We start from the raw sequence: 25,709 nt of genomic DNA on the forward strand, positions 1-25,709 counted from the left end.
CGCGAAAGGAAGGCACTGTTATGTTAGAGGATTTGAAGAAACAGGTTGCAGAGTATGCACTTCAAGCAGACCGCATGGGACTCTGCAAGCATCGTTCGGGGAATTTCAGCATACGTGACGAAAAGACGCAGCTGGTTTGCATCACACCGACCGGCATGGATCGTGAAGAGATGTCCTATCATGATGTTGTTGTCATGAATATGAATGCCGAGGTGGTGGAGGCGGAAACCGGACAGCGCCCGACCAGTGAATCGCTGATGCATCTCATGGCATATAAGACGCGCCCGGAGATCCATGCGATTGCGCATACGCATTCGAAGATCGCGACGGCCTTTGCTGTGCTGAATAAGCCCATTCCTGCGGTCGTCTATGAGATTGCTACGCTTGGCTGCAAGGAGGGGTATATCCCGGTTGCACCATACGGCAGACCCGGGACGCCGGAGCTTGCCTCGTCCATTGTCGAGCCGCTGAAGATTTCGGATGTTGCACTCATGGAGAAGCATGGCGTTATTGCTGTGGACAGCAGCGAGCTTAAGGAGGCACTGCTAAAGGCTTCCTATGTCGAGGAGATGGCTGAGATCTATCTGACGACATTGACGGTTCTTGGCGGCAAGGAGCCGCCTGCCGTTCCGAAGAATGAACTGCAGAAATGGGAGTATCCGAAAGAGATCAAGCTCCTTCAGAAATAAACCGTATCGATCTCGGAAGGAAAAGGGAGGGGTCATTGATGAAAAAATTGATCAATAAGCCGGAGGATTTCGCACGGGAAACGGTGGAAGGGATCATTGCGGCGTATTCAGATCAGCTGAAGATTCTGGACGGCAGCTGGCACCGTATGGTACGTGTCGACGCAAAGAAGAAAGGCAAGGTTGCTATAGCCACGGGCGGCGGTTCCGGCCATTTGCCCGTGTTTCTCGGCTATGTCGGTTATGGACTCTGCGATGGCGTGACAATCGGCAATGTCTTTGCCTCACCGAGTGCAGAGGATATGTATGAGGTGGACAAGGCAATTCACAGCGGTGCCGGTATTCTCCATCTTTATGGCCGTTATGGCGGCGACATTATGAATTTCGGTATGGCGAAGGATCTCTGTGAGATGGACGACATTGAGGTTCGTGAGGTTCTCGTCACGGACGATGTTGCCTCTGCGCCGAAGGGCAGTGAGGATAAACGTCGCGGTGTGGCAGGACTTGTCTTCGCGTACAAGGTTGCCGGTGCTGCGGCAGAGAAGATGCTTTCGCTGGATGAGGTCTCACGTATCGCCCAGAAAACAGTAGACAATACGCGGACGATGGGGGTGGCACTGACGCCGTGCATTGTCCCAGAGGCGGGAAAGGCAACCTTCTCGATTCATGACGACGAGATGGAGATCGGCATGGGCATTCATGGCGAACCAGGCATTGAGCGGACGAAACTGCAAACAATCGATGCGACGGTGGAGACGATGCTCTCCCGTATTTTGGAGGATCTGCCGTTTGTGTCCGGAGATACAGTCGCCATTCTCATCAATGGCCTTGGGGCTACGCCGAAGGAGGAGCTCTACATCGCATATCGCAAAGCGGCGGAGATTCTGAAGGGAAAAGGAATTTTCATTCACCGCAACTATGTGGGTGAATTCGCCACCTCGCTTGAGATGGCCGGGATGTCCATTTCGCTGCTGCGTCTGGATGATGAGCTGAAGGAGCTGCTTGATGCTCCGTGTCATTCTCCGTTTTTTGCACAGACAAAGTAAGGAGGCACATGGTGGATATTGTTCGAAAGGAAGAACTGACGCAAATCCTTGATTCGATTGTTGCCGTCATGGAGGGCGCGAAGGAAGAGCTGATCGAACTTGACGGCGCCATGGGCGACGGCGATCTCGGCCTTACGATGGTCAACGGGTTTACTGCCGTGGCAGAGGAGATTCGCGCCCTTGATGAGACGGATATGGGCAAGATCATGATGAAGCTCGGCATGAAGATGAATGCGACGGTGCCGTCGACGATGGGGACGCTCATTTCGGTGTGCTTCATCAAGGCGGCGCCTGCAGCAAAGGGGAAGACAGAGCTCAGGCTGCAGGATATGGTCAAGATGGGGCAGGGCGCCGTTGCCGGCGTGATGGAGCGTGGGAAATCGAAACCCGGTGATAAGACGATGCTCGATGCACTCCATCCTGCTGTAGAAGCACTTGGTGCAGCGGCTGCTTCTGGTGACACTCTTTCCGATGCATGGCAGAAAGCCTATGAAGCGGCTAAGGATGGTGTAGAGAAGACGAAGACCATGCAGTCTGTTCATGGGCGAGCTGCATATTACCAGGAGAAATCTGTCGGGCGGCAGGATCCCGGTGCCACCGCGATGATGTATATTGTGAGCGGAATTGCAAAGGCTGTTCGCTGACATTGCTGAACGGAAGATAGTCAAATGTTGTTAAGATGCCCGCTTTGTATTCATCCAGCGTGAATGCAGAGTGGGTATTTTAGGAAGTTCTGCCAAAGGCGCTGGTGCACGCAACAAACGTGCACCAGCGCCTTTTTTGTAAAAAAATAGTTCCCAATGTTTGATGACACCGGGAACTGGCATAAAAAGCATGTCAAAGCAGATTTTACACAAGGATTATACATCCTGCAGAGACGTTCAATCCAGCTTTCTCAAATTTAAGGAATCACTAATACATTCAAGCTTTTTTGGCACAACTTTTCGTACTTCGATGAAGCAACTGCCACAGGCTCATATACGGTGTCCGATTTTCCATCTCGTTTGGGTGAAAAATCTACGCCGATTCGAGGAGCTGGTTTATCAGAGGGCCTTTAATCTTTCGAGAGCAGAGCCTCGGTCAGGGCATCCATGATCTCCTCTTCCCAGATGTAGTTGCCGCTGAATGTGCCTGCGCTGCGCGGGTCGTCATCCTCGGCGACGGCTTCGCCGTTCATGATGTAGACGAAGCCGTCCTTCGTTCCAGGGCGGAAGAATACGCCGGAGAGCAGACCAAACGCCTCGCCGTTGTGCCCGACAAGATCGACCACATGGCTGCGGTTCACACGCGCCGTGCTGTCGCCTGCGATCTGCAGTTCGCCAAGCCCATAGGACAGCAGTGTGCCGCCGGCGGTGTTTCCGTTTTTCTGCGTTGCATCATACTGCCATTGGGGGCGCAGCATCTCTTGGATGGATGCAGGAGAGAGAATCTGTTTCCCGCGATAGGTTCCGCCGTTCATCAGCAGTTCCAAACCGTGTGTCAGCTCCTCATAGGAGATGCGCAGACCGCCCTGCGGGGAGAGCATCGTTGCATTCGTGCCGGGCACATAGCCTGCGAGGGGAAACCATCCCTGGATGTCCTCTGCGTACGGATTTTGCAGGTAGATGGACTCTGCTTTCGGCTGGCGGCCGTTATAGTCATCCGCCTTGCCGTACCAGGGGCCATTTTCATTCCAGGTGCCGTTTTCGTCCTTCTTTTGATAGATCGTGCCGAGCTTTGCAAAGCCGCGCTTCGTAAGATTGCCGGGCACATAGTCTGCTGCCGTATCCAGCTGCTTTAGAATGTGCTCCTTTTGGTAACGGTCAAAGCGCTCGCCTGTCACTTTCTCAATGATGGTGCCGAGCAGTCCGTAATTGATATTGGCATAGCAGAAATACTGTCCAGGAGCTTCATTTGCAGGGGCAAAGTGACCGCCGTCTTCGTAGTAACGGCCCTCGGGGGTAAAGAACTCGCGCACGCTGACCGATGGCGGGATGCTGTAGACTTTGCCGTCGCGCAGCGATGAGGTGTGGCTCGCGAGCATCCGCACTGTAATCGGGGTATTGGGGTGGGCAGGATTTCTCAGAGAGAAGCCGAGGTAGCGGCTCATATCGTCGTCGAGGCTGAGTTTTCCTGCTTCAGCAAGCTGCATCAGTGTGAATACCGTAAACTGCTTGGAGACGGAGGCGATACGGAAGCGTGTATCGCGCGTGATCGGCTCTGCTGTAGTCGGGTTCTGGCGGAGAAAACGGCGGCTGCCGGCAAAGTGACGGTATACCTCCTGTCCGTTGCGGTAGAGGATAACACCGAGTCCCGGCACTTTCGTGCCCGTATCTCCGATCATTGCATCCAGGCGCTTGGTCAGTTGTGCTGCTGCCGCAGGAGAGAGTGCGGCACCCTGTGGGAGTGCGGCAGGGTCGCCGACGACGGGGGATGCCGCTGTCTTGTGTGCAGCGGCGGCGATGGAGGCAGGAGCGTTGTTTGAGGCCGCGTATGCCGCAGGCATTCCGCAGAGGAACGCCGCGCCGATGACAAGGGAGAAGCGGCGCAGGGAGGTGATTCTTTTCCGCATGAGAAGCTCCTTTCGTAAGATGAAAACGAGACAGAAGAATACAACGGTAATTATACAACGGTTCTCTCGATAAAGCACGATGGACTGAGAAAGAATATTGTATACGGCGGAACAGGCTGTGCGTACCCATCTGCCGTATCCATCCGATTGCGTTAAACGGAATTTGCGGCTGAAGCCGTGTGAGTTGCAAGAAACCCCACAGTGCGTTAGGTGTGTATTGCAGAACCCTTTCCGAATGACTGTATCTTTTCAAGACGGCATTTTTGATCATGAGTGTGGTGATCTCAAGATCGTGTAGATCGGAACGAGCCATTAGATTTGCAGAAAGAGGAAACGCCGCGTCCATGCTTACAGGTCACCCCCGCCGGACAGCAAATGCCGCCGACAGCCTGACGCCTTCGGTCGTTCTCCTCTTTCACTTTTATGATATAGGAGAAGTTTGGCAGTGTCAATCAGGAGGCAAGCACCTTATCAGTATTTCCCTAGAGATGACCAAACAAATGGGAAAGATATATTTTCAACATACTGTATTTTTTGGCGCATTGGGATTATAATAGAGGTGTAACTTAAGGAATCACTGATAAATTCTGCACGGCCATCTTGACACATCTTTTTCGCTCGCTTTTCGTTAGCAAATCCTCCACATAGCCTCTGCTATGCGTCCGGTTTGCTGCCTCAAGCGGACAAAAAATCTACGCCAATCTGGCATACCCCATTTTATCAGTGATTCCTTCGATTCAGAGGAGGGCTGCGCATGGTGCCGCGCATGGGTCATATTGCGTTTCTCAATGTGCTGCCGCTGACGTATGCGCTCGCGCATGGGGCGGCGGAGGGGCTGGATATCCTGCGTGCGGTGCCTGCACAGCTGAACGATCGGCTTGAGGCGAAGAATCTCGATGTGTCGGGGGTGTCGTCGATCACCTATGCGCGCCATGCGGAGGATCTGCTCATCCTGCCCGATGTGTGCATTGCCTCGGACGGTGACGTGCGGAGCGTGCTCCTCGTGAGCCGTATGCCGGCAGAAGAGATCGGGACGCAGCGCGTCCTGCTCTCGGATAAGTCCGCCTCGTCCCATGTGCTGCTGAAGATCATTCTGCACCGCCGCTATGATGCCGCGCCGACGTATGAGGTGCGGCCACTCACGCCCGCTGACCCCGTGCCGGGCGGTGCGGCGGCGTCGATGTTCATCGGTGATGATGCGCTGGAGCTCTACCATCATCCGCCCGAGGGGATCTATATCTACGACCTCGCACGTGAGTGGAAGCTGCTGACGGGGCTGCGCATGGTGTTCGGGATCTGGGCGGCGGCGCGCTCGTTCGCGGCGGCGCACCCCGTGGCACTCCGCATGGTGCACGGGCGCATCGCAGGGGCGTTCCGCCACTGGGCGCGCGTAAAGGACGCGGCGATCGGCGAGGTGCTCGCGGATGGGCGCTTTACGCGCGCGGAGCTGACGGCGTATCTCGGTCACGCCGTGGTCTGGCAGCTGGACGCGGAGACGCTGGAGGGGCTGCGCTGCTTCTATCGGTATGCGGCGGAGGACGGGCTGATCGCGCGTGCTCCTGTGATCGAGTTGGCGCAGGTTTGACGGATTTCCTTCTTTATAGTAAAATATTTCCATCAAAAGAAATGGATGCGCTGCGTGGAGGGCGCGGATTCCATACGGCCAATCGAGGTGTATGAGGTGTGTCGTCGATGAGGGAATGGCTCGCAGTGCGTTGAGAGATGAAGGGAGCGCGAGGATGACACGGATACGAAAACTCCTTTTCGCACTGAAACATATTTTGAGACATCAGCGTCGGGTGACGCGGCGGACGCTGCGCCGCGGTCTTGCGGCAGGAACGGCACTGGCGATCTGCGCACCGCTGGTGGTGCAGATGCCCGCCGAGGCAGCACATATCCTCGTCAAGGAGGGGATGCGCGGCGGTGCGGTAAAGCACGTGCAGGAGCTTTTGATTCAGGGCGGTTATCTTGCAGGGGCAGCGGACGGGATCGCGGGCCCCATGACACGCGAGGCAATCGAGCGCTGTCAGGCGGCGCATCAGCTCACCGTGGATGGGATCTGCGGCGAGGCGACCTACCACGCGCTGTCGGGCGGGGCGGACTATGACCCCGTGGCCCTCGGCATCGTCGAGGAGCGCCCCCCGCAGGTGAGCCGCGGCGGCGGACGCTCGGTCTACGTGTCGGCGACGGCGTACAGTGCGTACGATCCCGGCAACGGCAGCCATACGGCGACGGGGACGCTCGTGCGCCGCGGTGTGATCGCCGTTGACCCGTCCGTGATCCCTCTCGGGACACACGTCTTTATCCCCGGCTACGGCGAGGCTGTGGCAGAGGACATCGGCTATGCAATCAACGGCTATCGTATCGACGTTGCCTTTGATACACACGCGGAGGCACTGTCCTTCGGTCGACAGGATCTTGAGATCTTTATTATGGAGTAGTGGATTCGTTCATGAAGCTAAGTGTGGAGCGGACCAATGAGTGGATCCGCTATGCGGCGGCGGCGGGCATCTATTTTCTGGTCATGGTCGCCGCCTATATCAATATGGGACAGGACATGGGCGCGGAGTATTTTCTCCCCGGGCTCATTCCTGTCCTTGTTGTCCTTATGCTGCTGCAGTATGGGACGGGCGTCTCACTCTTTTCGCGCGGGATGCTCGGGGCGATGGTGCCGGGGCTGCTCTGGGGTCTGACGTTCCCGCTGCTTTATGCGTGGACGTACCATCAGGACTGGTACAAGTCACTGATCTACTTTGACTTTCTTATCGGGACGGCGCAGATGATTGCGCTCGCTGCACTCGGCGGGGCGTTCCTGCGGCTCGGCCATCGGCGCGTGACGGCGGCACTGCTCGCTGTGCTCGGCTTTCTCATGTCACTCATCCCGCTGACGCAGATCGCGTACTATATGACGGTCTGGCACGCGCTCAGTCCCGCCTCACTGATGGCGCTCTATCTGACGAACTGGCACGAGGCGGGTGACTACATCGAGTCGACGGTGGGGACGCTGCCCGCGCTTGGCATCGGGGTGCTGCTGCTCCTCTTTGTCTATCTCCTCTACCGCAGCTACCTCGTGCTCGCGCGCCATATCTATCCGAGCGCAGAGGGCTCGCGCATGGGCGCGCTCGTCGCGGTTATGGTGGTCGCGGCAGGCGTTCTCTTTGCCCTCGTGCCCGAGTGCTCGATTGCAGGGGTATACAAGGACGTGACCTCGTATGTCGAGGAGACGCAGTCGTATGGACTAAATCAGGGCGAGCGCTACGAGTCGCTCATCATTGATCTGGAGAATACGCTTGCCGCACGTGCGCCGGGGACGGTGATCTTTATCATCGGTGAGTCGGCGTCGCGCGACTATATGCACGCCTATACGCCGGGCTTCCCGTACGAGGATACGCCGTGGCTGGAGAGTATGGCGAGCCGGGACGGATTCCTGATCTATCAGAATGTATACTCCTCGTGGACGCAGACCGTTCCCGTGCTGGAGCGCGCGCTGACGGAGAAGAGTCAGTACAACGACAAGGAGTTCTATGAGTCGGCGTCGATTCTCGATGTGGCGAAGAAGATCGGCTACAAGACGTATTGGTTCAGCAATCAGGGGCGCTATGGGCAGTTCGACAGTGCGATCACGATGGTCGCCAAGACGGCGGACGTGGCGGAGTGGACAGATGACTCCTACAATTTCACGACAAAGTATGACGAGAGTCTGCTCCCATACCTGACACGTATTGATCCAAAGGCAAACAACTTCGTCGTCCTGCATCTGATGGGCAGTCATATCTACTACAACAACCGCTACCCCGATACGTGGGCGAAGTTCGCCTCGACGGCGGGGGACTCGACGGCGACGAGTGCGCCGTCCTATGCGAACAGCATTCTCTATACGGATCATATCCTCGCGGAGATCTTTGCCTATGCGGAGAAGAATCTGAACCTGCGCGCGATGGTCTATTTCTCCGATCATGGAGAGAATCTGCAGATCTCGCACAATCCCGATGTGTTCAAGTTCGATATGGTGCGCATTCCCATGTTCATCTATCTCTCGCCCGAATACCGCGCCGCGATGCCGCGCCGCACGGCGACACTGACGGGGCGGCGGGATGCGTACTTTACGAACGATATGATGTACGATACGGTCTGTGGCCTCCTCGGTGCGCCGAACAACCGCTACGATCCGCGGCAGGATTTCTCGGCGTCTACGTACGGGTTCACGCGCGAGACACTGACGACGATGTTCGGGATGCATGCATTGACCGAGGATGTCGATCCGCCGATATATGCGGCGGGCGCACCTGTTGCGCCTGCTGATGGGAAGGAATAGGAGGATTACGATGCACTTTTTCTGTGAGCAATGCAAAAAGGAGTATCCCGTTGCGACGCATTCTTTTCAATGTGAGTGCGGCGGCCTGTTCCGTCTGTACCAGAGTGCGATGGATGCAAAGGATGTCCATGATGGGGTGACGCTCGGCGAGGTGCCCACGCCCCTCCTGCCGCGTATGATGGACGGGCGGCGGTTCTATTTCAAGATGGAGGATCGTCAGCCAACCGGCTCGTTCAAGGATCGCGGGGCAAAGCGGCTCATCGGGGAGCTGGCGCATATCGGTATCGACAAGGTGGCACTGGACACGGCGGGCAACGCGGGCGCGGCAGTGGCGGCGTACGCGGCGGCGGCGGGGATCGCGTGCCGCGTCTACGTCCCCGACGATGTGTCGGCGGAGCGCGTCAAGCAGATTGCAGCGTATGGGGCGGACATTGTCCGTGTGCCGAATGGCCGTGCACATACCATGGCGATGGCGCAGGAGGAGCTCGGGGATGCCTACTACGCCTCCCATATCTATAACCCGCTCTTTATCGACGGGGTCAAGAGCATGGCGTATGAGATCTATGACCAGCTCGGAGGCACCGTGCCCGACTATATCTTCGTCCCCATCGGAAACGGGACGATGCTGCTCGGGCTCTATCAGGGGTTCGAGGAGATCGGCCGCCTGCCGCATTTCGTCGGTGTGCAGAGCACGAAGTGCGCGCCCGTCGTCGATGCGTTTCACGGGTTCCCGCGCACGCCGTATCGGCATACGATCGCCGAGACCATCCGCGTGGAGGAGCCGCCGCGCATGGAGGCGATTCTCTGGGCGCTGCGCAGCAGTCAGGGAGACGCGATCGCCGTGGAGGACGGCGCGATCCTGACGGCGGCAAAGGCGCTCGGGGAGCGCGGTATCTATGCGGAGCTGACGGCCGCGGCGGCGCTCGCGGGGGCGCGGGCGTTCTTTGCCGAGGGGATGCCCGACAACTATCGCGTGATTGTGCCGATCCCGGGCAGCGGGCTCAAGAGGTAGCGCGATGCTGCACGCGATCATCGACATCGGCTCGAACACCATCCGCATGGCGGTCTATCAGATCGAGGGCGATACGTTTACGATGCTCATGAAGCGCAAGCACACGGCGGGACTTGCGGGCTGTCTCGCCGATGGGCGGCTTACGCGCGAGGGCGTTGACCTGACGATAAAGATCCTCGGCGGATTCGTGGATCTCATCGACGCCCTCGGCATCGGCCGCGTCCATGCCTTTGCGACGGCGGCGCTGCGCACAGCGACGAACCGCGCTGCGGTGCTCGCGGAGATCGAGCGGTGCACGGGCGTTCGCATCCGCGTGCTCTCGGGCGCGGAGGAGGCGGCGTACGCCTTTCGCGGGGCGGCGGCGAGCATCCCCTATGCGGATGGCATCATGGCGGACATCGGCGGCGGCAGCACGGAGATCGTCTCCTTTGCGGGGGGCACGATGCAGGAACGGTGGAGTCTGCCGCTCGGCTCGCTTGCCCTGCGGCGCGCCCATGTGACGGGGCTCTTTCCGACGCCCGCGGAGTGTGCGGCGATCGAGGCGGATGTGCGGGAGATCCTCGTGGAGATGCCTGCGGTGTGCGCCCTGCGCGCCCAGCATCTTGTCGGGCTCGGCGGAGTGCTCAGCAGCACGAGCCGCCTCCATGCACTCCTCTATCCGATGGAGCCACAGCGATGTATCGCTGCGGCAGCACTCGCACCGATGATTGCCATGCTCGGCAGCGGCCGTCCGCTCGAGGAGCGCGACACCGCCCTCCTCCTGCGCGCCGCGCCCGACCGCCTCCACAACATAGTCCCCGGCATGATCATCGCCCGCGTCCTCGCGGAGACCTTTGCCGCCGAGGACATCACGTGCAGCGACGGCGGCGTGCGCGAGGGCTATATCCGCGCGGAGATTCTTTGAGACCATACATTCTGTGCCAACCTATGCCGATGGCAGGGGAGATCCGTGCGGCATCGGCAGCGGCACATCGGATTAAGGAATCACTGATAAAATGAGGTCAGCCAGATTGGCGTAGATTTTTTGTCCGATTGAGGCAGCAAACCGGACGCATAGCGAGGGCTATGTGGAGGATTTGCTAACGAAAAGCGGGCGAAAAAGATGCGTCAAGATGGTTGTGCCGAATTTATCAGTGATTCCTTAAGAATCGTTCCACAAAAAAAGACGCCTGTGTGGGCGTCTTTTTTCGATTGTTATGTGATAGAATTATTTTACACCAACGATGACAAGGTGCGTAAATTTACCACCGACTTTATTCGGAACCTCCGAGATACCAACAGGATACCCATAAATTACGACCCGTTGCCCTTTGCTCAGGCCTTTTGTTGTCCCACGTAACAGACCGTCTACGATGGTTTTTTCGTTGCCGATAGTCATGACCACCTCACAGCTTTCTCCGCCAAGTATTTTTCCGATATCCGATCCCGCAGGATAGTCTTGTAAGATACCGGCAGTTCCTTCAAATTTTAGAACTTTTCCGTAGTAATCCCAAGGCCGTTTGATTACCTCGGCTGCGGAGGCAGTCTCTGCCTTTGCCGCTAGATTTGAATCGTTTTTGACCAATTTTGCTGCGATTTTTATATTTCCGTTCTTTTGGGCATCCATCTCGGACGTGTTCCATTCGGGGGCTTTCGTCGAGGCTGCCTTGTCCTCGGTTTTTTTCGTCTCAGTTGATGAGCTTGTCTGCGTGGCTGTCTGAGTATTGTCCTTTTTTGTGTCATCCTTTCCTACTACGATACCGATGACCACAAGGACGAGAAAGATGGCGATAACTCCTTTGAGTATTTTTTTTACAATGTTCATAAAGACTCCTCCTGTAATACATACTAATAATCTTTTGAGATACTTCATGAGCATCTAATATATTGTAATATTCTAGGGGGGGTGAATATTCCTGCAAGAAAGAAAAAAATATTTAAGGAATCACTGATAAAATGAGGTCTGCCAGATTGGCGCAGATTTTTTTCGTCCGAACGAGGTGGAAAACCGGACGCAGAGTGGTGCTCTGTGGAGGATTTTCCGCCGAAGTGCGGGCAAAAAAGATGCGTCAAGATGGTTGTACCGAATTTATCAGTGATTCCTTAAGGATTCGCTGATAGAATGAGGTATGCTGATTGGCGTAGCTTTTTTTGTCCGAACGAGGTGACAAACCGGACGCATAGCAGAGGCTATGTGGAGGATTCTAGGGCGCAGACAGGGGGAGAAAGATGTACTAAGATGACGGTGCTGAGTTTATCAGTACTTCCTTTATACGGGCAGAAGCAATATTCTTTTGATGAGAGAGAAAGGTGAGGGGCTTGTATCAAAGAGCATTGGGCGAAAATATGTTCCACGATTTTCAAAAGGGTGGCCCGCTTCACGACCTGCTCACGTACGTGCAGCATGATGACACCCTTGATTTGGAATTTCGAGGGGAGTACGCGGCGAATATTTACTATCGCGGCGGCAGCCTCTTCCGCATAGACCGAGGCGTGATGGGCTATACGCTCACGTTCGATACGAAGTATAATGCGGGGATGGCGGCAAATCCTTCGATCTGCGTGGCAGTCGAACGTATCCCACTGTATAAGCATGCGATGGATGTCTGGTTCGCGGAGAATCGGAAGTATGAGCGGGAGTTCCAGCAGGTCGTCGTACGGGAGAATAATCGGCATGGCGCGATCTCGCATGCAACGGATTACTATATCGCTGATGTGGAGTATGTCTATCGCGATGCAGAGGGGACGAATGCGCGGTTTGATATGGTCGCTGTGAAATGGCCGTCGACCGTGTCTGCCCGAAAGGACGAGGGAGCACCGACGCTCGCTGTGATCGAGATGAAGTATGGCGATGATGCGCTGGATGGTTCGGCGGGGCTGGTCGCTCATCTGAATGATGTTCAGGCATTTGTCGGCGGCGCGGCGATGCATCAGTTCTGTGCGGATATGGCGAAGGTGTTCCGGCAGAAATGCGAGCTTGGACTGATTTCGGATATGGCGGGGAAAAAGCATCATATCACGATATCCGAAGAAAACATCGAGCTGATCTTTCTCATCGCGAACCATGATCCAGACAAGACAAGGCTAAGAGCAGCGGTTAACCAAATGGCAAATCTTGTTGCACATCAGCCGTATCCGTTCGCCATCAAATTCGCGGCCTCATCCATGATGGGGTATGCACTCTATGCCGATCCGATGAAGACCCTTGGGGAGATGCAGGAGATGCTCGAAAAAAAGGCATAGCACATACGAAAACGCACCCCTCCGTACATGGACGGAGAGGCGCGTTTTGTCTGTGTGTGTAGAGACTTAGGAAGAAGCACTGATAAATTCGACATGACCATCTTGGCATACCGTATGTTTCAGTGATTCCTATCTGCAGCGTTTGCGTATATCACTATTCACTGGCACGAACTTTAATTGAGGTTATCATACCGTTCTTTACCGTAAACCACATTGTCACAGACTCGTTTACATTATATGCATATATCGTTTTGTCGAAACGTTTCCGATACTCCTCATTATCTTTTTCAGAAAGCTTCGGGGCCTTATGTCTTTCCGTAGATACACCATCTGCTGTGCCGTATATTTTGGATAATACAGTTTCTGACATTCCGACACGCACACCATCTGCTGTACTAAAGTCGCCTCTCCCATCTACGGTAATTGAGGTTACGATATAATTATCATCCAAATCCCATGCGGTCAATTGAATACTTGCTCCCTTGTAGGAAAGGTCTATTCTATGGTCTGATTGTGACGTATGATACGGCTTTCCAAAAGCAGCAAGCAGTTTTTTCATAGAATCCCCTACACAGATACCATTGATTGACGTCTGCTCCTTGTATATAGAACAACTTATCGGAATAGCTCCGAGATTCCTTGTGTATTCCACGGGACGTTGAGCAACACATATAGGACTAATAAATAAGCAGAAAAAGAACACAATGCCTATCTTTTTGAAATATTGTCTTCCGAACATCATCTCATTCCTCCATATTAAGGAAGCACAGATAAATTTAGCACCGCCATCTTAGCGCATCCTTTTGCCCCCCTTTTTGTCGGCAAATCCTCCACATAGCCTCTGCTATGCGTCCGGTTTGTCTCCTTGACAGGAAAAAATCTGCATCAATCCACGGGCCTGTTTTATCAGCTCTTCCCTAACAATCGACATTTCATTTCAGTAAAGGGGTGCTGCACCATGATGTTGCCTCTCTCGTCGTGCTGCTGTTTCCCTCTATTATATAATATTTCGGAGGCCAATCATGCAACAAAAGAATTTATCAATATTTCCTTAGCTCTCAGAATCGCCCATCCACTCGTCGGCGAAGAGGGGGGCGTCTTTGACGAGGGCGACGATTTCCTTGCGCGTTGCCTCGATCTGCTCGGGTGTGAGGACGGTCGAGAGCGGCTTTGCGAGCAGGGAGCCGATGTAGGCGATGTCCTCCTCGCGCATTCCTCGGGTCGTCGGGTTCGAGGTCGAGAGGCGCAGGGCGTGGAGGAAGAGTCCCGGATCCATTGTGGGCATGGTGTCGAGTTTGACGCGGATGCCCATCTGTCCGATGACCTTGACCGCCGTGCCGATGTCAACGCCCGCCGCCGTGGAGGCGAGGACGAGGTGTGTGTCCGTGCCGCCGCAGAGGACGGACGCGCCGTGGTCGGCGAGGGTGCGAGCGAGCACCTGTGCGTTCTGCACGACCTGTTCGGCGTAGTTGCGGTAGCGCTCGCTGGCTGCCTCGCGCAGGACGACGCCGAGCGCGGCGAGGTGGTTCATGTGGAGTGCCTCATGCCCCGTGTTGATGACGGCAGCATCCATGCGCGAGGCGAGCTCCGCCTTCGTGAGGACGACAGCGCCGTCGGGCCCGCGCAGGGAGTCGCGCGTGGAGAACGTGACGACATCGGCGAGGGGGACGGGCGAGGGGATGAGTTTGGATGCGACGAGGCCGACGCTCTGGCTGATGTCGACCCAGAGGTAGGCGTCCACGGTCTGTGCGATCTCATAGAGGATCTGGTAGTCGATCGTGCGCGGGAAGCTGACCGGGGAAAAGATGATGAGCCGCGGCCGGACGCGCTCTGCCTGCGCGCGCACTGCTCCCCAGTCGATTTCCTGCGTGCCGGGCTCGATGCCGTAGTTCTCAAAGCGGTAGGAGAGTCCCGCGACGTGATCCTTTTTGCGCAGGTTGAGGGAGAGTACCATGTCGCCCTCTGCGAGGAGCGCCTGAAAGACAACGCGTGAGGCGGCGACGATGTTGCCGAGGCGGACGATGGCGTGGTCGCTGTGAAAGAGCTGCTTTGCACGGTCGCGCACGATGGCCTCGAGGTGGAGGCCGCCGGTCGGGGTCTCGTCGCTGCGGTCAAAGAAGCTGTTCGTGAGGATACTGCCCTCAAGATACTTTGCGAACGGCGACATGGCGTTCATGTTCGGCATCAGCGAGAGTGTGTAGCGCTGGCGCTGGCGTTCTTCCTGCAGGAGGTTGTAGATCTCGGGGTCGAAGGCTTCGAGATGATGGACGACTTCTTCGCGTTTCATGGGCAATTCTCCTTAAAAATCGACAAAGAAAGGATACTGTTGACGTTTTCCATGCCCACAGTATACCACAATATTTCCGTTTGGTCACCCACTTTTGACGTTTCTGAATATTGCTATCAGGGAGAGAGGGGGCTGCTATGCGCCCCTTCACTGTGCATAGCGCGCCCGATGGCGGGGCAGCACCCCGCTGCTCCTCAGTGCGGATGGACGACGGAGACGGCGCCATTGCTGCTGATGGCGCGGTACGTGCCGTCGCTGTAGACCTCGACGAACTCGTAGCCGCCGTGTGCGGCGAGCGAACGTGCGCCCTCCATGCCCTCGGGGAGGGGCTCGCCGCGCTTATAGTGCATGATGATGCCCCCGGTGATGTTGATGGTGTGCACCTCGTAGGGTGCGCCGAGAAAGCACTGCGCGACGATGCCGATGGGGATGGATGCGATGTTGACGATGTCGGGAAACTCCGCGCGGATGGCGTCGACGATGGCGTCGCGCTCCGCCGTGCTCATGGTCGCGCCGCCCGCATCGAGCTTGTGGATGGCGTCGATGTACGCCTTGGAGCGCGGCTCTTTGAGACGGCGCGCGAGCTGCACGGCGTTTTCCTGCGCCTCTCTCTGCGTCTCTCGGGGGGCAGCGGTCAGGCTCAGGCGGCTTTCCTGCGTCTGTTCCGTCTGATTTCGGTGGAGTAGTGGTCGCGGCATGTTCGTTCCTTTCTGTCGGGGGAGTTACACCAGTACCTTGCGCGTGCGCATCTCGGCGGATTTTTTGAGCTCGGTCTCGCTGCCGATGGGGCGTCCGCTCGCGGGGACGGCACGCTCACGTCCCCAGTCGCGGATGGCGGCGATTTTTTCCGGCGCGGTCGCGGAGAGCGGGACGACGTTTTCAAAGGCGCTGCGCAGGTTCTCTGCGCTCAGGCTGAACGCGGGGTTCGCGATGGCGCGGTAGGCGAGGTCGCGGACGGTGGACTCGAGATCCGCGCCCGTAAAGCCGTCGGTCATTGCGACGAGGGTGTCGGCGAATGCGCCCGCGAAGTCGAGCCCCAGATACTTTCGCATGTAGAGGTGCAGGATGTCGCGGCGCTCGTCGGCGGTCGGCAGGTCGATGAAGAAGAGCTCGTCGAACCGCCCGCGCCGCAGGAGCTCCGAGGGGAGCATGGAGACGTCGTTCGCCGTCGCGACGACGAAGACCGGCTTGCGGCACTCCTGCAGCCAGAAGAGGAACTGCCCGACCATGCGCGTGGAGACGCCGCCGTCGTTCGAGCTGCCCGCGCCCGAGAGTCCCTTTTCGATCTCGTCGATCCAGAGGATGCACGGCGCGACGTTCTCCGCCGTCTGGAGTGCGCTCTGCAGCTGCTGCTCGGTCTGCCCGACGTAGCTGCCTTGTACGGTCGCAAAGTCGAGGCGGTAGAGCGGGAGTTTCCAGCTGGCGGAGATCGCCTTGGCCGAGAGGGACTTGCCGCAGCCGGGCACGCCGACGAGCAGGATGCCGCGCGGGGACTTGAGTCCCTTTTCCCGCAGCAGGCTGCGTTTCTCCGCAGTAAAGAGGAGGCGTTTCTCGTCGAGCCAGTTCCGCAGTCCCGTGAGCCCGCCCACGTCGCGGACGCTCTCGTCGACGGTGATCTTCTCCAGTCCCGAGATGTCGGAAAAGAGGCGATCCTTCGCCGTGCGCACCTCGTCCATGTCCTCCCGCCGGATGGATTTTTTCGCGATGAGCGCCGCCATGACGTTCTCTGCCTCGATGGCGGTGACGCCGCAGAGGATGGAGGCCGCCTCGCGGATGTCGGCGTCCGTCCACTCGATCGTGATCTCGCCGCGGTAGTCGTCGATGTAGCCGCGCACGATCTGCTCCATCTCGTCCTCGTCGGGCAGCGGGAGCTCGAGACGCAGCCCGAGGCGCTGGAGGCGGTTCCAGATGGGGGAGGTGGTGAGCACGATGATCTGCCCGCCCGTCTCGTTCGCGAGGGTCACGAGGTCGAGGAGCTGCCGCGCGTCGTTCGTGTCGGTCGAGAGGTCGGGCGTCTCGGTCAGGACGAGGGTCGTGTTCGCGCGGTGCTTCATCTGCTCGCCGATGAAGTCGAGCGCGCCATAGACGGACTTGTCGTCGCTGAGCACCTTGTCCGTGGCGAGGTCGTAGACGCCCTTGGACAGGGTATGGATGCAAAAGGGTAGGGAGAGCTCCTCTGCGACCTCTTTGAGCAGTGTCAGCGCGCGGGCGCGCTCGACGGTGTGGAGCGTGATAAAGGGGATCCGTGCGATGCCGTAGCGCGCGAGCAGCTCCTTGCACGTCTGTCGTGCGGTCATGAGAACGCCTCCGTTTCCAGTACGTTTACCCTGTGGCTGCGCACGAGCGCGCTCATGCGCCCCGTGCGGTCTGTCTTTGCGGAGGCCTCAAGGGACTCCTGCGTGCGGTCGGCTGCCGTCTGTACGGCAGCGATGGTCTCTTTGCGCGTCGCGGCGGGGAGGGCGGGGAGATCGGCCGCCGCATAGAGCGTGCGAAATCTGCGCCGCTGGGCGAGGAGTGCCGCGATGGTATCCTGCTCGGCGGATGCGCGCGCGAGGTCGCGCGAAAATGTGTCGCCGTCCTTCTGGATGCGCGTGTTCAGGGCATCGAGCAGCCGCTGGGTGAACCGCTCGGCGACGCCCGACTGCCACACGAGCGTCCCCGCGCGCATGGCGTGCACTGCCTCCTCGTCCGCCGTCCCCGCAGCGAATGTCGTTAGGAGCGCCGCCCACTGGGCGTAGGTGCGCGGCGGGGCGATCATGCGCGTCTCCTGCGCACGGGCGCGGTCGGCGGCTCGAGGTTCCACGCGGGCAGCCCCGCCGCGAGCACCTCGGACTCGCCGCGGGCGCGCCTCTCCTGCGGGCTGCGTGCGTCCTGTGCGGCGGGGGTTGCTGCGCCGTGCGCTGCCGCATCGCTTGTGGGGATCGCAGCAAACGGATGTTGTTCGTTCATCGTAGGCCTCCTATATCTATATCCTCGGCGAGACACCTGCGGGCGCTGATCTATAGGGAATCACTGATAAATTCGGCACAACCATCTTGACGCATCTTTTTCGCCCGCTTTTCGTTAGCAAATCCTCCACATAGCTCTTGCTATGCGTCCGGTTTGCTGCCTCAATCGGACAAAAAATCTACGCCAATCTGGCAGACCTCATTTTATCAGTGATTCCCTAGCCCGTTCATTGTTGCCTCCTATATCTGCATCCTGCGGCCGCCCTCGCGGACGGTGCGGAAGGCGGAAACGTCCAATGACGTGAGGTAATCCAGCGCCTTTTGGCTCTCGGCGTCGAGCGCGCGGAATGCCTCGCGGTAGTCCACGACCTCGGCGAGGAGGCCGCGCACGATCTCCGCCCCTGTTTTGCCCTGCTCGGCAAAGCGCTCCTGCAGCTCCTCGCGCTGCGTTTCGAGGGCGCGCTTTGCGCTGCGGTAGTTCAGGTAGATGAGCACGCCGATGACCGCGCCGATGACGAGCCCGACCGCACCGCCGAGATAGAACCCGAGGACGATGGGGACGATGCCCGCCCACCGGCAGAGCTCCTGCTTCCCGGTCAGACGCAGCTTTGCCAGCTCGCGGTCGCGCATGGCGTCGTTCCACGCGGCGAACTGCCGCAGGAGCTCCTCCTCGTTCTCGCCGTTTTCCGTCTCCCCCTCGAACTCCCCGATGCGCAGCGCAATGCTGTGCGGCACGGCGGCGCGGTTCTCCGCGATGTGGTCGCGATAGGCGGAGAGCATCCAGTCCTTGGATATGGCGAGCGCCATCTTCTGCGTCGCGACGCTCGCCTGCGCCTCCTTCGGGTTCATGGCGGCGTCGGTCAGGAGCTGCATAAAGTCGCGCCGCTCCTCGAACGCCTCCTGCTTGAGCTGCATTTCCTTCTTTGCGCGCGTCTCGTCGCCGCCCTCATCCGCGACGAGCTGCTCGAACGTCACCGCTTCGCGCAGGGGCTGCTCCGCCGCGTCGAAATCCGTCACGAGGTTCGTGAGGACGCGGTCGAGCTCCTGCACCAGCGTGCGCATGGGCGGGTTCTGCATGACGATTTGCTGGACGTGCGCGTAAAATTTGCCGTGTAGCTCCGCGCCGGCGAGTGTGGACTTCAGATCGGCGACGGTCGGGCTGTGCTCCTCGAGATAGGGATAGTGGAACGCGGCGGGCGTCTCGGGCTGCATGAGGGAGAGCGCCTCCTTCCAGCGGCCCTCCTGCGCCTCGACAAAGCCCGGCTGCTCGGAGAGGCGGGCGAGCCATGCGTCGAGCTGCTGCGCAATCAGCCCCTCCGTGTCCACGCCTAGGAGCCCGCTCGCATACGCATCGACGATGAGGATCGCCTTGCGGTCGAGTGCCGTCTCATCCTGACGCATGAGATAGTGCTGCGCCCAGTGCAGGGCAGGGGCACCGCGTCCCGCACGGCGGCAGACGAGGGCAAAGAAGAGCGCCGTCTTCTCCTCGTCACGGCGCAGTGCCTCGCGGAGCGCACGCACGGCGATCTCCTCGTGGTCGCTGATCCAGGCGGAGAGGGCGACAAGCGCGGACGCGAGCCAGTACTCGGGTGCGCGCAGCATCAGCTCCTCGCCTGCCGCGCGCACCGTCTCCTGCCGCACGATGGCGAGATCGTTCGCCTGCAGGATGCCCTTCGTCGTGCGGCGGATCTCGGCGTAGTGCCCGTACTTTTGCTCGAGCTCCTGCCGCAGCTTGACGAGACGAGTCTCCGCGAGCTGGGCGCGCGCGGTGAGGCGGTGCGCCTGCACGAAGGCGTGGAAATCCGCCGTCAGCGCATCGAAATCCTGCTGCAGCGCGTCGACATTCTTGCCGACGGTGATGACATTGGAATTGGTTGTGTCGATGTACTCACCGAGCTCCCGCAGACAGTTCCATATCCCGGAAAGATCCGCCTGAGCAATAATGCGGTCAGCCATGCAGTACCCTCCTGTTCAGCGATGCATCATATAATTTGATTCTCATTATATCATGTTGCGAAAAGCGTGAAAAGCCTGCGTTTGTGCGAATGAATCCGCAGCGGATCGAACACCGAATCGTGCCCCCGACGGGGATGGACGAGAGTGCGGCGTACACGAATGAAATCTGTGAAAAGTAATTGACACTGCGATATACCTACGGTATACTACGATAGCAAATATAAATAAGCAGGTTCGGTGCCCCTCGGGGCGTAACAGGGAAATCGGTGCAATGCCGATGCGGTCCCGCCGCCGTAATGCTGAGGATGCCCTATGATGTCACTGGGAAACCGGGAAGGCAGGGCAACGATGAAGCAGAGCCGGAAGACCTACCGAATCTCGTACGCCGGTGCGCTCATGGCGCGCGCCACTGCATCCTGCGATGGACAGGACGGCAGGCTTTTTTTGCGGGCGTACACGGTCATCTGTGTGATTTTGGGGGAATGGAAATGACACGACGGAATTTGGCACTTGCGGTCGCATTGGCGGCACTGAGCGCAGCATGGACGGTGCCGGCAGCGGCGTAGGAGGGCGCGGCGGACGTGCACGCATCACCAGATGAACATACCCTTGGCGAAACCGTTGTGACGGCGACTCGTATCGCAGAGCCACGCATGAAAATCCCTGCTAACGTGACGGTCATCACCGCGAAGGATCTTGAAAAAAGGCATGCGTTTAGTCTGCGCGATGCCCTGACACGTGAGGCGGGCATTTACGTTGCACCAACAGCCGAAGTCAAGGATGGTGTCATGCTACGCGGATTTTCGGGCGCAGATATCCTCGTCATGTATAATGGGCAGATGCTGAACACTGCCTTTGACGGAGGTGTCAATTGGGACTCCATCCCACTGACCAATATTGATCGCATTGAGATCGTGCGTGGCGCCGGATCGTCGCTCTATGGTGGACATGCCGTCGCGGGCATCATCAATATCATCACGAAGAAGCCGACTGCATCAGAGGCGACAAAACCTCAAATCCATGGACAGGTCGATCTTCAGAGAGGCAGCAACAATACATGGCAGCGCGGACTTCAGGTCACAGGTGGTGATAAGAATATTTCCTTCCGCGTCGGCTATGAGAAGCGTACGTCGGACGGATGGGTCGGTCATGCCGTAACGGCGGAGGAAGACAGTGGAAGTTATACGCCCGATGCGACCGGTTCCTTCAGGAGGCTGTCTGATGGCGACTATATTATAGGCAGCCGTGGGGCAAAGAAGAAGGACAGTGAGAATACCTTCGTCGATCTGAATTATGCGTTTGACAAGAACCGCTCACTTGGCTACACCTATCTGCATGCCTCGTATCAGTACTCCTATCATGATCCCATCACCTATTTCAGGGATGCCGCCGGGCTCCCTGTTTTCTCAGGCACTGTCCTTCTGCCAAACGGAAACTATATCAGTGCTTCGCCCGATGATTTTCTTGGCTACTATGGCCAGCGGGAGCAGGATATTCACAAACTGCGCTATGAGGATACAAAGAACGGTTTCAAGGCAGGAATTGGCTACAGCAATACTTGGAAGGATGGATACTCCAGTGCTGATGGAGCAACGGATATTGACTGGACGGGTGCCGGCGACCGTGCGGAGTATCCGGCCAAGAACTATAATGCGGATCTGCAGAAAAAGTGGACGCTTGGCAACAATACACTGCTTGCCGGATTCTCGTGGATGAAGGATAAAATGCGCTATCGCAGATTCGATCTCCTCCATTGGAAGGATTGGGGCTCGACCTATGGCGCACCGTATCAGCAGAGCGGCGGTTCTGTGATGTCGTCGGCACTCTTTTTGCAGGATGAGCTGGCACTGGATGCACGCTGGAAACTTCAGCTCGGTATACGCTATGACCGCTTCGACAAGAAGGACGGGTACTCCTACATTGGAGCCGCACGCAGGGACTACGAGGACACATCGTTCCATGCGTGGAGTCCGAAGTTTGCCGTTAGCTATGAGCCGCAAAAGGATACAATGCTCTATGTAAGCTATGGAAAATCCTTTAATCCCCCGTCGATCTATCGGCTCTATCGCCGTGCGGGAAACAGTGCGAGCTCTATCCAGGCAAACCCGGATCTGACCCCGGAGATCTCCCGTACACTTGAGCTGGGAGTCAAGCAGAAGATCGGTAGAAATACCTCCTATGGACTGACGCTGTTCCGCGTGGACACGGAGGACAAGATTGCGATTGCAAAGAGGAATAACGTGCGTGCCTACTATAATCTGAACGAAGCGATGGTCAAGGGGGCGGAGTTTGAACTGAAACACCGTTTTCATCGTGACTGGCGTGCGTATTTTAACTATACCTTTGAGTCCGGTGAGTATACGAGTGGCGGCAAGACCAAGCGTGACTGGGATCTGCCAAAACACATGATGCGGTTTGGTATCGAATATAATCGTAATAAATTTAACGGCGTACTCGATGCCCAGTACATTGCCGCGCGTCAGGGCGCGGACAGCGTTACGGGAGAGTATGGCTCGGAAGACAGTTACTTCGTGACCAATTTGTATCTCAATTACAAGCTCAATGAGAACGTTAAAATGCAGTTCGGCATTGAGAACCTCTTTAACCGCAAATACTATGCAGGTGAAGCGGCAAACGAGAGAACCTACACCTTTGGTACAACATATTCGTTCTAGATTTTTAAGGAATTGCGCCTGTTGAAGGATGAATAGAGGAACATAGAAAAAGCTGCTGCACGAGGAGATACTTCGTGCGGCAGCTTTTTCTATGCAATTTCGGCGTGTCAGAACGGCCAGACGAGGGGGATGATGAGGACGCAGACGATGAGGGAGAGGAGGACAAGCGGGAGGCCGATTTTAACGTAGTCCATGAAGCGGAACTGTCCCGCAGCAAGGACGAGCGTGTTCGGCGGGGTCGCGACCGGTGTGGTGAACGCGCAGGAGGCGGCGATACCGATGGCCATAACGATCGGGTACGGCTCCGCGCCGATGGTCTGCGCGATGGAGATGGCGATGGGGGCGAGGAGTGCCGCCGCCGCCGTGTTGGACATGAACTGGGTCAGCCCGCACGAGAGGATGAACATCGCCGTGATGATGAGCATCGGCGAGGGGGCATCGCCCATGAGCCCGACGACAACATTCGCGATGAGCTGCCCCGCGCCGCTGCTCTCCATGGCATTGGCGAGCGGGAGCATCCCCGCAAAGAGGAAGATCGTTGTCCAGTCGATGCCGCGATACGCCTGCTTTTCTGTCAGGCAGCCCGTCAGGACACAGGCGAGTGCGCCGATGATGGCGATGGTCTCCATGGCGACGCCGATGCTCTTTTCGAGCACCATGGCGAGGACAACGGCGATGAGGATGACGGCGCAGATGACCATTTTGCGCGGATCGCTTTTCTCCGCCTCCGACTCCTCGGAGGCACTCTCCAGTGCGAGGTGACGTGGACAGAGATGGCGGCCGATCGTGAGCATGTAGATCATGCCCGTGAGGGAGAGCGGGATGCCGATCCATGCGAATTCAAAGAAGCCAAAGGGGCGCAGATGCGCCGTCTCAAGGGTCGCACTCATGAGGATGTTTGGCGGCGTGCCGATCATCGTGATCGTGCCGCCGACGTTCGCGGCGATGGCGAGCGCCATAAGCTGCGGCGAGACGGGGATCTGTGCCGTGCGGCAGATCTGGATGACGACGGGCATCAGACACGCAACGGTCGCCGTGTTCGAGGAGACCGACGAGAGGATGATTGTGATGAGCATGAGGGCGGCCATCAGCGCGCGCTCGTTTGTGCCTGAGCGCCTGACGACGGCGATGCCGATCTGCTGTGCGAGTCCCGTCTGGAACATCGCTGCGCCGATGATGAACATGCCCGCAAAGAGGACGACGGTGGGGTTCGACAGCCCAGCAAAGACTTGTGTCGGCGTCAGCACGCCGAGGAGCCCGAGGACGATTGCCGCACTCATCGCTGTGACGGCGAGCGGAATGACCTCGGTCGCAAAGAGCACCGCCGCAGCGGCGAGGACGATGAGCGTCAGTGTTGCCTGATCCATAGATTTTTCTCCATTCTCAATCAGTTCAGTTCTTCCTTGGCATGATTCCTGTCATGCTCGTATCTGTATGATTTGGTGTAATTCGCGATAAAGTGGCGCATACCTGCTGTCGGGCGCGGGTAAAATACACACGGCGTTATGTGTCGTGCGCCGTATTGATTCGCTCAAACCGATACCTCTGTGCGGCACCGGGGTATTTCATGCGGTCCACCTCGCTCAGAAACATCGCGAGCGGGCGCGCGTAGATGCCGTATGTCCCGTAGAGTGCCTGATAGATGACGAGCATCTCGCCCGTCTCCGTGTGCTCCGCCACGGTCTCAATGCGGTAGAGGTTCCCTTTGAAGTGCCGCCAGATCTCGCCATGCTTTGGTTGTTTGCGTGTCATGCTGCTCCTCCTTTATTCGCTGTGCATGATAATAGATAATATGACGGTGCTTGTCAATTCTCAATTACATCTTGATCCCGATGCCTTCTCCGTACGGGAGAAAGCCCGCGAAGCGGTGGAATGGGCATATTTACGCCTTCCCAATGTAGGATTATTCGTGTAAAATAAAAAGCGATAAAAGGATTGATTCAAAGTACAGTTGAGGAGGAAATGCCATGAAGATTGTTGTGCTTGATGGGTATGCGGAGAACCCGGGCGACATCAGCTGGGCGCCGCTGGAGGCGCTGGGCGCGGTGACGGTTTATGACCGCACGGCACTCACGGAGTCGCCGCTGATTGCGGAGCGCATCGGCGATGCGGAGATCGCCGTGACGAACAAGACGCCGCTCACGCCTGCGGTCATCGATGCTTGTCCAAACCTCAAGGCGATTGCCGTACTCGCGACGGGCTACAATATTGTAGATACGGCATATGCACGCAAAAAGAATATTCCCGTCATGAATGTGCCTGTCTATGGTACAGACAATGTCGCGCAGTATGCGATAGCGCTCCTCCTTGAGGCGTGTTCGCAGGTCGGGCTTCATGATCGCTCCGTGCACGCGGGCGACTGGACGCGGAGCATCGACTTCTGTTATTGGCAGCACCCGCTGATCGAGGTCAGCGGCAAGACAGCGGGCATCGTTGGATTTGGGCGAATCGGTCAGGCGGTCGCCCGCATCCTGCGCGCAATGAATGTCCGCGTCCTCGCTTACAGCCGTACGGAGCGCGCGGAGGGGCGGGCACTCGCGGACTATGTGCCGCTCGACACCTTGTTCCGGGAGGCGGACTTTATCTTCCTGCACTGTCCGCTCACAAAGGAGACGGAGGGCATCGTGAACGCGGCGAACATCGCGCAGATGAAGGACGGCGTCATCATCGTCAACAACGGGCGCGGACAGCTCATCGCGGAGGAGGAGCTTGCGGCGGCGCTCACGAGCGGCAAGGTCGCGTATGCTGCGCTCGATGTGGTGTCGACGGAACCGATCAAGGCAGACAATGTCCTGCTTACGGCGAAGAACTGCATCATTACGCCGCATATCTCGTGGGCGACGAAGGAGGCGCGTGAGCGCATCATGAAGACGACGGCGGATAATGTGAGGTCGTTTATCGAGGGGAAGCCCGAGAACGTTGTGAACTGAGAGTGTTCTGATCATAAAAGCCTGTTTGGAGGAGCGTTCTCCAAACAGGCTTTTCGATAATATGTTTGACTTTTCGTGTGA

At 57.7% G+C, this 25,709-nt stretch carries 24 protein-coding genes, 2 pseudogenes and 1 riboswitch; of the genes and pseudogenes, 13 read left to right on the top strand and 13 right to left on the bottom strand.

The genetic code is table 11. From position 1 onward, the window contains the following. Positions 1-20: 20 nt before the first annotated feature. The 3 genes from AXE86_RS06295 to dhaL are packed head-to-tail and all read left to right on the top strand — an operon-like array spanning position 21 to position 2,376. On the top strand, positions 21-689 hold the full coding sequence (locus AXE86_RS06295; protein ID WP_006690680.1) for a class II aldolase/adducin family protein: 669 nt from the start codon (positions 21-23) through the stop codon (positions 687-689). A gap of 38 nt (positions 690-727) precedes the next feature. Further along, the gene (locus tag AXE86_RS06300) at positions 728-1,732 is read left to right on the top strand and encodes a dihydroxyacetone kinase subunit DhaK (RefSeq protein WP_061945668.1); all 1,005 of its coding nucleotides are present in this window, start codon (positions 728-730) and stop codon (positions 1,730-1,732) included. An 8-nt stretch (positions 1,733-1,740) separates the two neighbouring features. Further along, the gene (gene dhaL, locus AXE86_RS06305; RefSeq protein WP_061945670.1) at positions 1,741-2,376 is read left to right on the top strand and encodes a dihydroxyacetone kinase subunit DhaL; all 636 of its coding nucleotides are present in this window, start codon (positions 1,741-1,743) and stop codon (positions 2,374-2,376) included. Positions 2,377-2,786: 410 nt separating this feature from the next. Here dhaL and AXE86_RS06310 read toward each other — a convergent pair whose 3' ends face one another. Both AXE86_RS06310 and AXE86_RS13255 read right to left on the bottom strand, forming a co-directional pair. Then, on the bottom strand, positions 2,787-4,283 hold the full coding sequence (locus AXE86_RS06310; protein ID WP_061945672.1) for a serine hydrolase domain-containing protein: 1,497 nt from the start codon (positions 4,281-4,283) through the stop codon (positions 2,787-2,789). A 566-nt stretch (positions 4,284-4,849) separates the two neighbouring features. Continuing rightward, positions 4,850-4,975: a secretion protein HlyD gene (locus tag AXE86_RS13255; protein ID WP_071884749.1), complete on the bottom strand. Its 126-nt coding sequence runs from the start codon at positions 4,973-4,975 to the stop codon at positions 4,850-4,852. A 62-nt stretch (positions 4,976-5,037) separates the two neighbouring features. Here AXE86_RS13255 and AXE86_RS06320 point away from each other — a divergent pair, with 62 nt between their 5' ends. The 5 genes from AXE86_RS06320 (at position 5,038) to AXE86_RS06340 (ending at position 10,514) form a co-directional block, all read left to right on the top strand. Beyond that, entirely contained in the window at positions 5,038-5,868 is an 831-nt protein-coding gene (locus tag AXE86_RS06320) for a menaquinone biosynthesis protein (protein ID WP_061945676.1), read from the top strand. Positions 5,869-5,983: 115 nt separating this feature from the next. Further along, entirely contained in the window at positions 5,984-6,724 is a 741-nt protein-coding gene (locus tag AXE86_RS06325) for a peptidoglycan-binding protein (protein ID WP_442983646.1), read from the top strand. Between the two features lie 11 nt (positions 6,725-6,735). Then, on the top strand, positions 6,736-8,598 hold the full coding sequence (locus tag AXE86_RS06330; protein WP_061945680.1) for a phosphoethanolamine transferase: 1,863 nt from the start codon (positions 6,736-6,738) through the stop codon (positions 8,596-8,598). Between the two features lie 10 nt (positions 8,599-8,608). Further along, entirely contained in the window at positions 8,609-9,610 is a 1,002-nt protein-coding gene (locus AXE86_RS06335; protein WP_061945682.1) for a pyridoxal-phosphate dependent enzyme, read from the top strand. Positions 9,611-9,614: 4 nt separating this feature from the next. Beyond that, a complete protein-coding gene (locus AXE86_RS06340) occupies positions 9,615-10,514 on the top strand; it encodes a Ppx/GppA phosphatase family protein (protein ID WP_061945684.1) in 900 nt (299 codons plus the stop codon). 303 nt (positions 10,515-10,817) lie between these two features. On the opposite strand, the gene AXE86_RS06345 is transcribed toward AXE86_RS06340, so the two are convergent. Next, entirely contained in the window at positions 10,818-11,414 is a 597-nt protein-coding gene (locus AXE86_RS06345) for a hypothetical protein (protein ID WP_061945686.1), read from the bottom strand. A gap of 297 nt (positions 11,415-11,711) precedes the next feature. Here AXE86_RS06345 and AXE86_RS13265 point away from each other — a divergent pair. Continuing rightward, positions 11,712-11,858: pseudogene (locus AXE86_RS13265) on the top strand (secretion protein HlyD); the annotation flags it as partial. A 77-nt stretch (positions 11,859-11,935) separates the two neighbouring features. Beyond that, a complete protein-coding gene (locus AXE86_RS06350; RefSeq protein ID WP_061946959.1) occupies positions 11,936-12,832 on the top strand; it encodes a hypothetical protein in 897 nt (298 codons plus the stop codon). Between the two features lie 154 nt (positions 12,833-12,986). On the opposite strand, the gene AXE86_RS06355 is transcribed toward AXE86_RS06350, so the two are convergent. From AXE86_RS06355 to AXE86_RS06385, 8 genes and pseudogenes are all read right to left on the bottom strand, one after another. After that, positions 12,987-13,391, bottom strand: a complete 405-nt coding sequence (locus tag AXE86_RS06355; RefSeq protein WP_157040584.1) for a hypothetical protein — start codon at positions 13,389-13,391, stop codon at positions 12,987-12,989. A gap of 492 nt (positions 13,392-13,883) precedes the next feature. Then, positions 13,884-15,119, bottom strand: a complete 1,236-nt coding sequence (locus AXE86_RS06360; protein WP_050341991.1) for a serine hydroxymethyltransferase — start codon at positions 15,117-15,119, stop codon at positions 13,884-13,886. Between the two features lie 194 nt (positions 15,120-15,313). Continuing rightward, a complete protein-coding gene (locus tag AXE86_RS06365) occupies positions 15,314-15,817 on the bottom strand; it encodes a hypothetical protein (protein ID WP_050341989.1) in 504 nt (167 codons plus the stop codon). A gap of 24 nt (positions 15,818-15,841) precedes the next feature. Continuing rightward, entirely contained in the window at positions 15,842-17,416 is a 1,575-nt protein-coding gene (locus AXE86_RS06370; protein WP_061945690.1) for an AAA family ATPase, read from the bottom strand. Continuing rightward, positions 17,413-17,922, bottom strand: coding sequence for a hypothetical protein (locus AXE86_RS06375; RefSeq protein WP_232294851.1), 510 nt, complete (start codon positions 17,920-17,922; stop codon positions 17,413-17,415). The genes AXE86_RS06370 and AXE86_RS06375 overlap by 4 nt, the downstream gene beginning before the upstream one ends. Further along, complete coding sequence (locus AXE86_RS06380) at positions 17,874-18,068, bottom strand: hypothetical protein (protein WP_061945692.1); 195 nt, start codon at positions 18,066-18,068, stop codon at positions 17,874-17,876. The genes AXE86_RS06375 and AXE86_RS06380 overlap by 49 nt, the downstream gene beginning before the upstream one ends. A gap of 55 nt (positions 18,069-18,123) precedes the next feature. Next, a pseudogene (locus AXE86_RS13270) lies at positions 18,124-18,246 on the bottom strand (secretion protein HlyD); the annotation flags it as partial. Between the two features lie 61 nt (positions 18,247-18,307). Next, entirely contained in the window at positions 18,308-20,023 is a 1,716-nt protein-coding gene (locus AXE86_RS06385) for a DUF456 domain-containing protein (protein ID WP_061945694.1), read from the bottom strand. Positions 20,024-20,241: 218 nt separating this feature from the next. Continuing rightward, positions 20,242-20,413, top strand: a riboswitch (cobalamin riboswitch). Between AXE86_RS06385 and AXE86_RS12730 the strand changes: the two genes are divergently transcribed. Both AXE86_RS12730 and AXE86_RS06390 read left to right on the top strand, forming a co-directional pair. Beyond that, positions 20,372-20,515, top strand: coding sequence for a hypothetical protein (locus AXE86_RS12730; protein WP_157040583.1), 144 nt, complete (start codon positions 20,372-20,374; stop codon positions 20,513-20,515). It overlaps the preceding riboswitch by 42 nt. An 89-nt stretch (positions 20,516-20,604) precedes the next feature. After that, on the top strand, positions 20,605-22,698 hold the full coding sequence (locus tag AXE86_RS06390) for a TonB-dependent receptor (protein ID WP_083501164.1): 2,094 nt from the start codon (positions 20,605-20,607) through the stop codon (positions 22,696-22,698). A gap of 107 nt (positions 22,699-22,805) precedes the next feature. Here the strand turns inward: AXE86_RS06390 and AXE86_RS06395 are convergent, their stop codons facing one another. Together AXE86_RS06395 and AXE86_RS06400 are read right to left on the bottom strand one after the other, a co-directional pair. Further along, positions 22,806-24,065: an SLC13 family permease gene (locus AXE86_RS06395; RefSeq protein ID WP_061945696.1), complete on the bottom strand. Its 1,260-nt coding sequence runs from the start codon at positions 24,063-24,065 to the stop codon at positions 22,806-22,808. Positions 24,066-24,201: 136 nt separating this feature from the next. After that, positions 24,202-24,450: a DUF1653 domain-containing protein gene (locus AXE86_RS06400; RefSeq protein ID WP_061945698.1), complete on the bottom strand. Its 249-nt coding sequence runs from the start codon at positions 24,448-24,450 to the stop codon at positions 24,202-24,204. A 215-nt stretch (positions 24,451-24,665) separates the two neighbouring features. Between AXE86_RS06400 and AXE86_RS06405 the strand changes: the two genes are divergently transcribed. Next, a complete protein-coding gene (locus tag AXE86_RS06405) occupies positions 24,666-25,628 on the top strand; it encodes a D-2-hydroxyacid dehydrogenase (protein WP_061945700.1) in 963 nt (320 codons plus the stop codon). Positions 25,629-25,709: the final 81 nt, after the last annotated feature.

It is taken from the genome of Selenomonas sp. oral taxon 136 (genome assembly GCF_001554015.1).
GTDB lineage: Bacteria > Bacillota > Negativicutes > Selenomonadales > Selenomonadaceae > Centipeda > Centipeda felix.

Bases quoted from the DNA above. Each gene is read 5' to 3' on its own strand.
- AXE86_RS06295 (WP_006690680.1), top strand. From the start codon at position 21: ATGTTAGAGGATTTGAAGAAACAGGTTGCAGAGTATGCACTTCAAGCA.
- AXE86_RS06300 (WP_061945668.1), top strand. From the start codon at position 728: ATGAAAAAATTGATCAATAAGCCGGAGGATTTCGCACGGGAAACGGTG.
- dhaL (WP_061945670.1), top strand. From the start codon at position 1,741: ATGGTGGATATTGTTCGAAAGGAAGAACTGACGCAAATCCTTGATTCG.
- AXE86_RS06310 (WP_061945672.1), bottom strand. From the start codon at position 4,283: ATGCGGAAAAGAATCACCTCCCTGCGCCGCTTCTCCCTTGTCATCGGC.
- AXE86_RS06320 (WP_061945676.1), top strand. From the start codon at position 5,038: ATGGTGCCGCGCATGGGTCATATTGCGTTTCTCAATGTGCTGCCGCTG.
- AXE86_RS06325 (WP_442983646.1), top strand. From the start codon at position 5,984: ATGGCTCGCAGTGCGTTGAGAGATGAAGGGAGCGCGAGGATGACACGG.
- AXE86_RS06330 (WP_061945680.1), top strand. From the start codon at position 6,736: ATGAAGCTAAGTGTGGAGCGGACCAATGAGTGGATCCGCTATGCGGCG.
- AXE86_RS06335 (WP_061945682.1), top strand. From the start codon at position 8,609: ATGCACTTTTTCTGTGAGCAATGCAAAAAGGAGTATCCCGTTGCGACG.
- AXE86_RS06340 (WP_061945684.1), top strand. From the start codon at position 9,615: ATGCTGCACGCGATCATCGACATCGGCTCGAACACCATCCGCATGGCG.
- AXE86_RS06345 (WP_061945686.1), bottom strand. From the start codon at position 11,414: ATGAACATTGTAAAAAAAATACTCAAAGGAGTTATCGCCATCTTTCTC.
- AXE86_RS06350 (WP_061946959.1), top strand. From the start codon at position 11,936: ATGTTCCACGATTTTCAAAAGGGTGGCCCGCTTCACGACCTGCTCACG.
- AXE86_RS06355 (WP_157040584.1), bottom strand. From the start codon at position 13,391: ATGAAAAAACTGCTTGCTGCTTTTGGAAAGCCGTATCATACGTCACAA.
- AXE86_RS06360 (WP_050341991.1), bottom strand. From the start codon at position 15,119: ATGAAACGCGAAGAAGTCGTCCATCATCTCGAAGCCTTCGACCCCGAG.
- AXE86_RS06365 (WP_050341989.1), bottom strand. From the start codon at position 15,817: ATGCCGCGACCACTACTCCACCGAAATCAGACGGAACAGACGCAGGAA.
- AXE86_RS06370 (WP_061945690.1), bottom strand. From the start codon at position 17,416: ATGACCGCACGACAGACGTGCAAGGAGCTGCTCGCGCGCTACGGCATC.
- AXE86_RS06380 (WP_061945692.1), bottom strand. From the start codon at position 18,068: ATGAACGAACAACATCCGTTTGCTGCGATCCCCACAAGCGATGCGGCA.
- AXE86_RS06385 (WP_061945694.1), bottom strand. From the start codon at position 20,023: ATGGCTGACCGCATTATTGCTCAGGCGGATCTTTCCGGGATATGGAAC.
- AXE86_RS12730 (WP_157040583.1), top strand. From the start codon at position 20,372: ATGAAGCAGAGCCGGAAGACCTACCGAATCTCGTACGCCGGTGCGCTC.
- AXE86_RS06395 (WP_061945696.1), bottom strand. From the start codon at position 24,065: ATGGATCAGGCAACACTGACGCTCATCGTCCTCGCCGCTGCGGCGGTG.
- AXE86_RS06400 (WP_061945698.1), bottom strand. From the start codon at position 24,450: ATGACACGCAAACAACCAAAGCATGGCGAGATCTGGCGGCACTTCAAA.
- AXE86_RS06405 (WP_061945700.1), top strand. From the start codon at position 24,666: ATGAAGATTGTTGTGCTTGATGGGTATGCGGAGAACCCGGGCGACATC.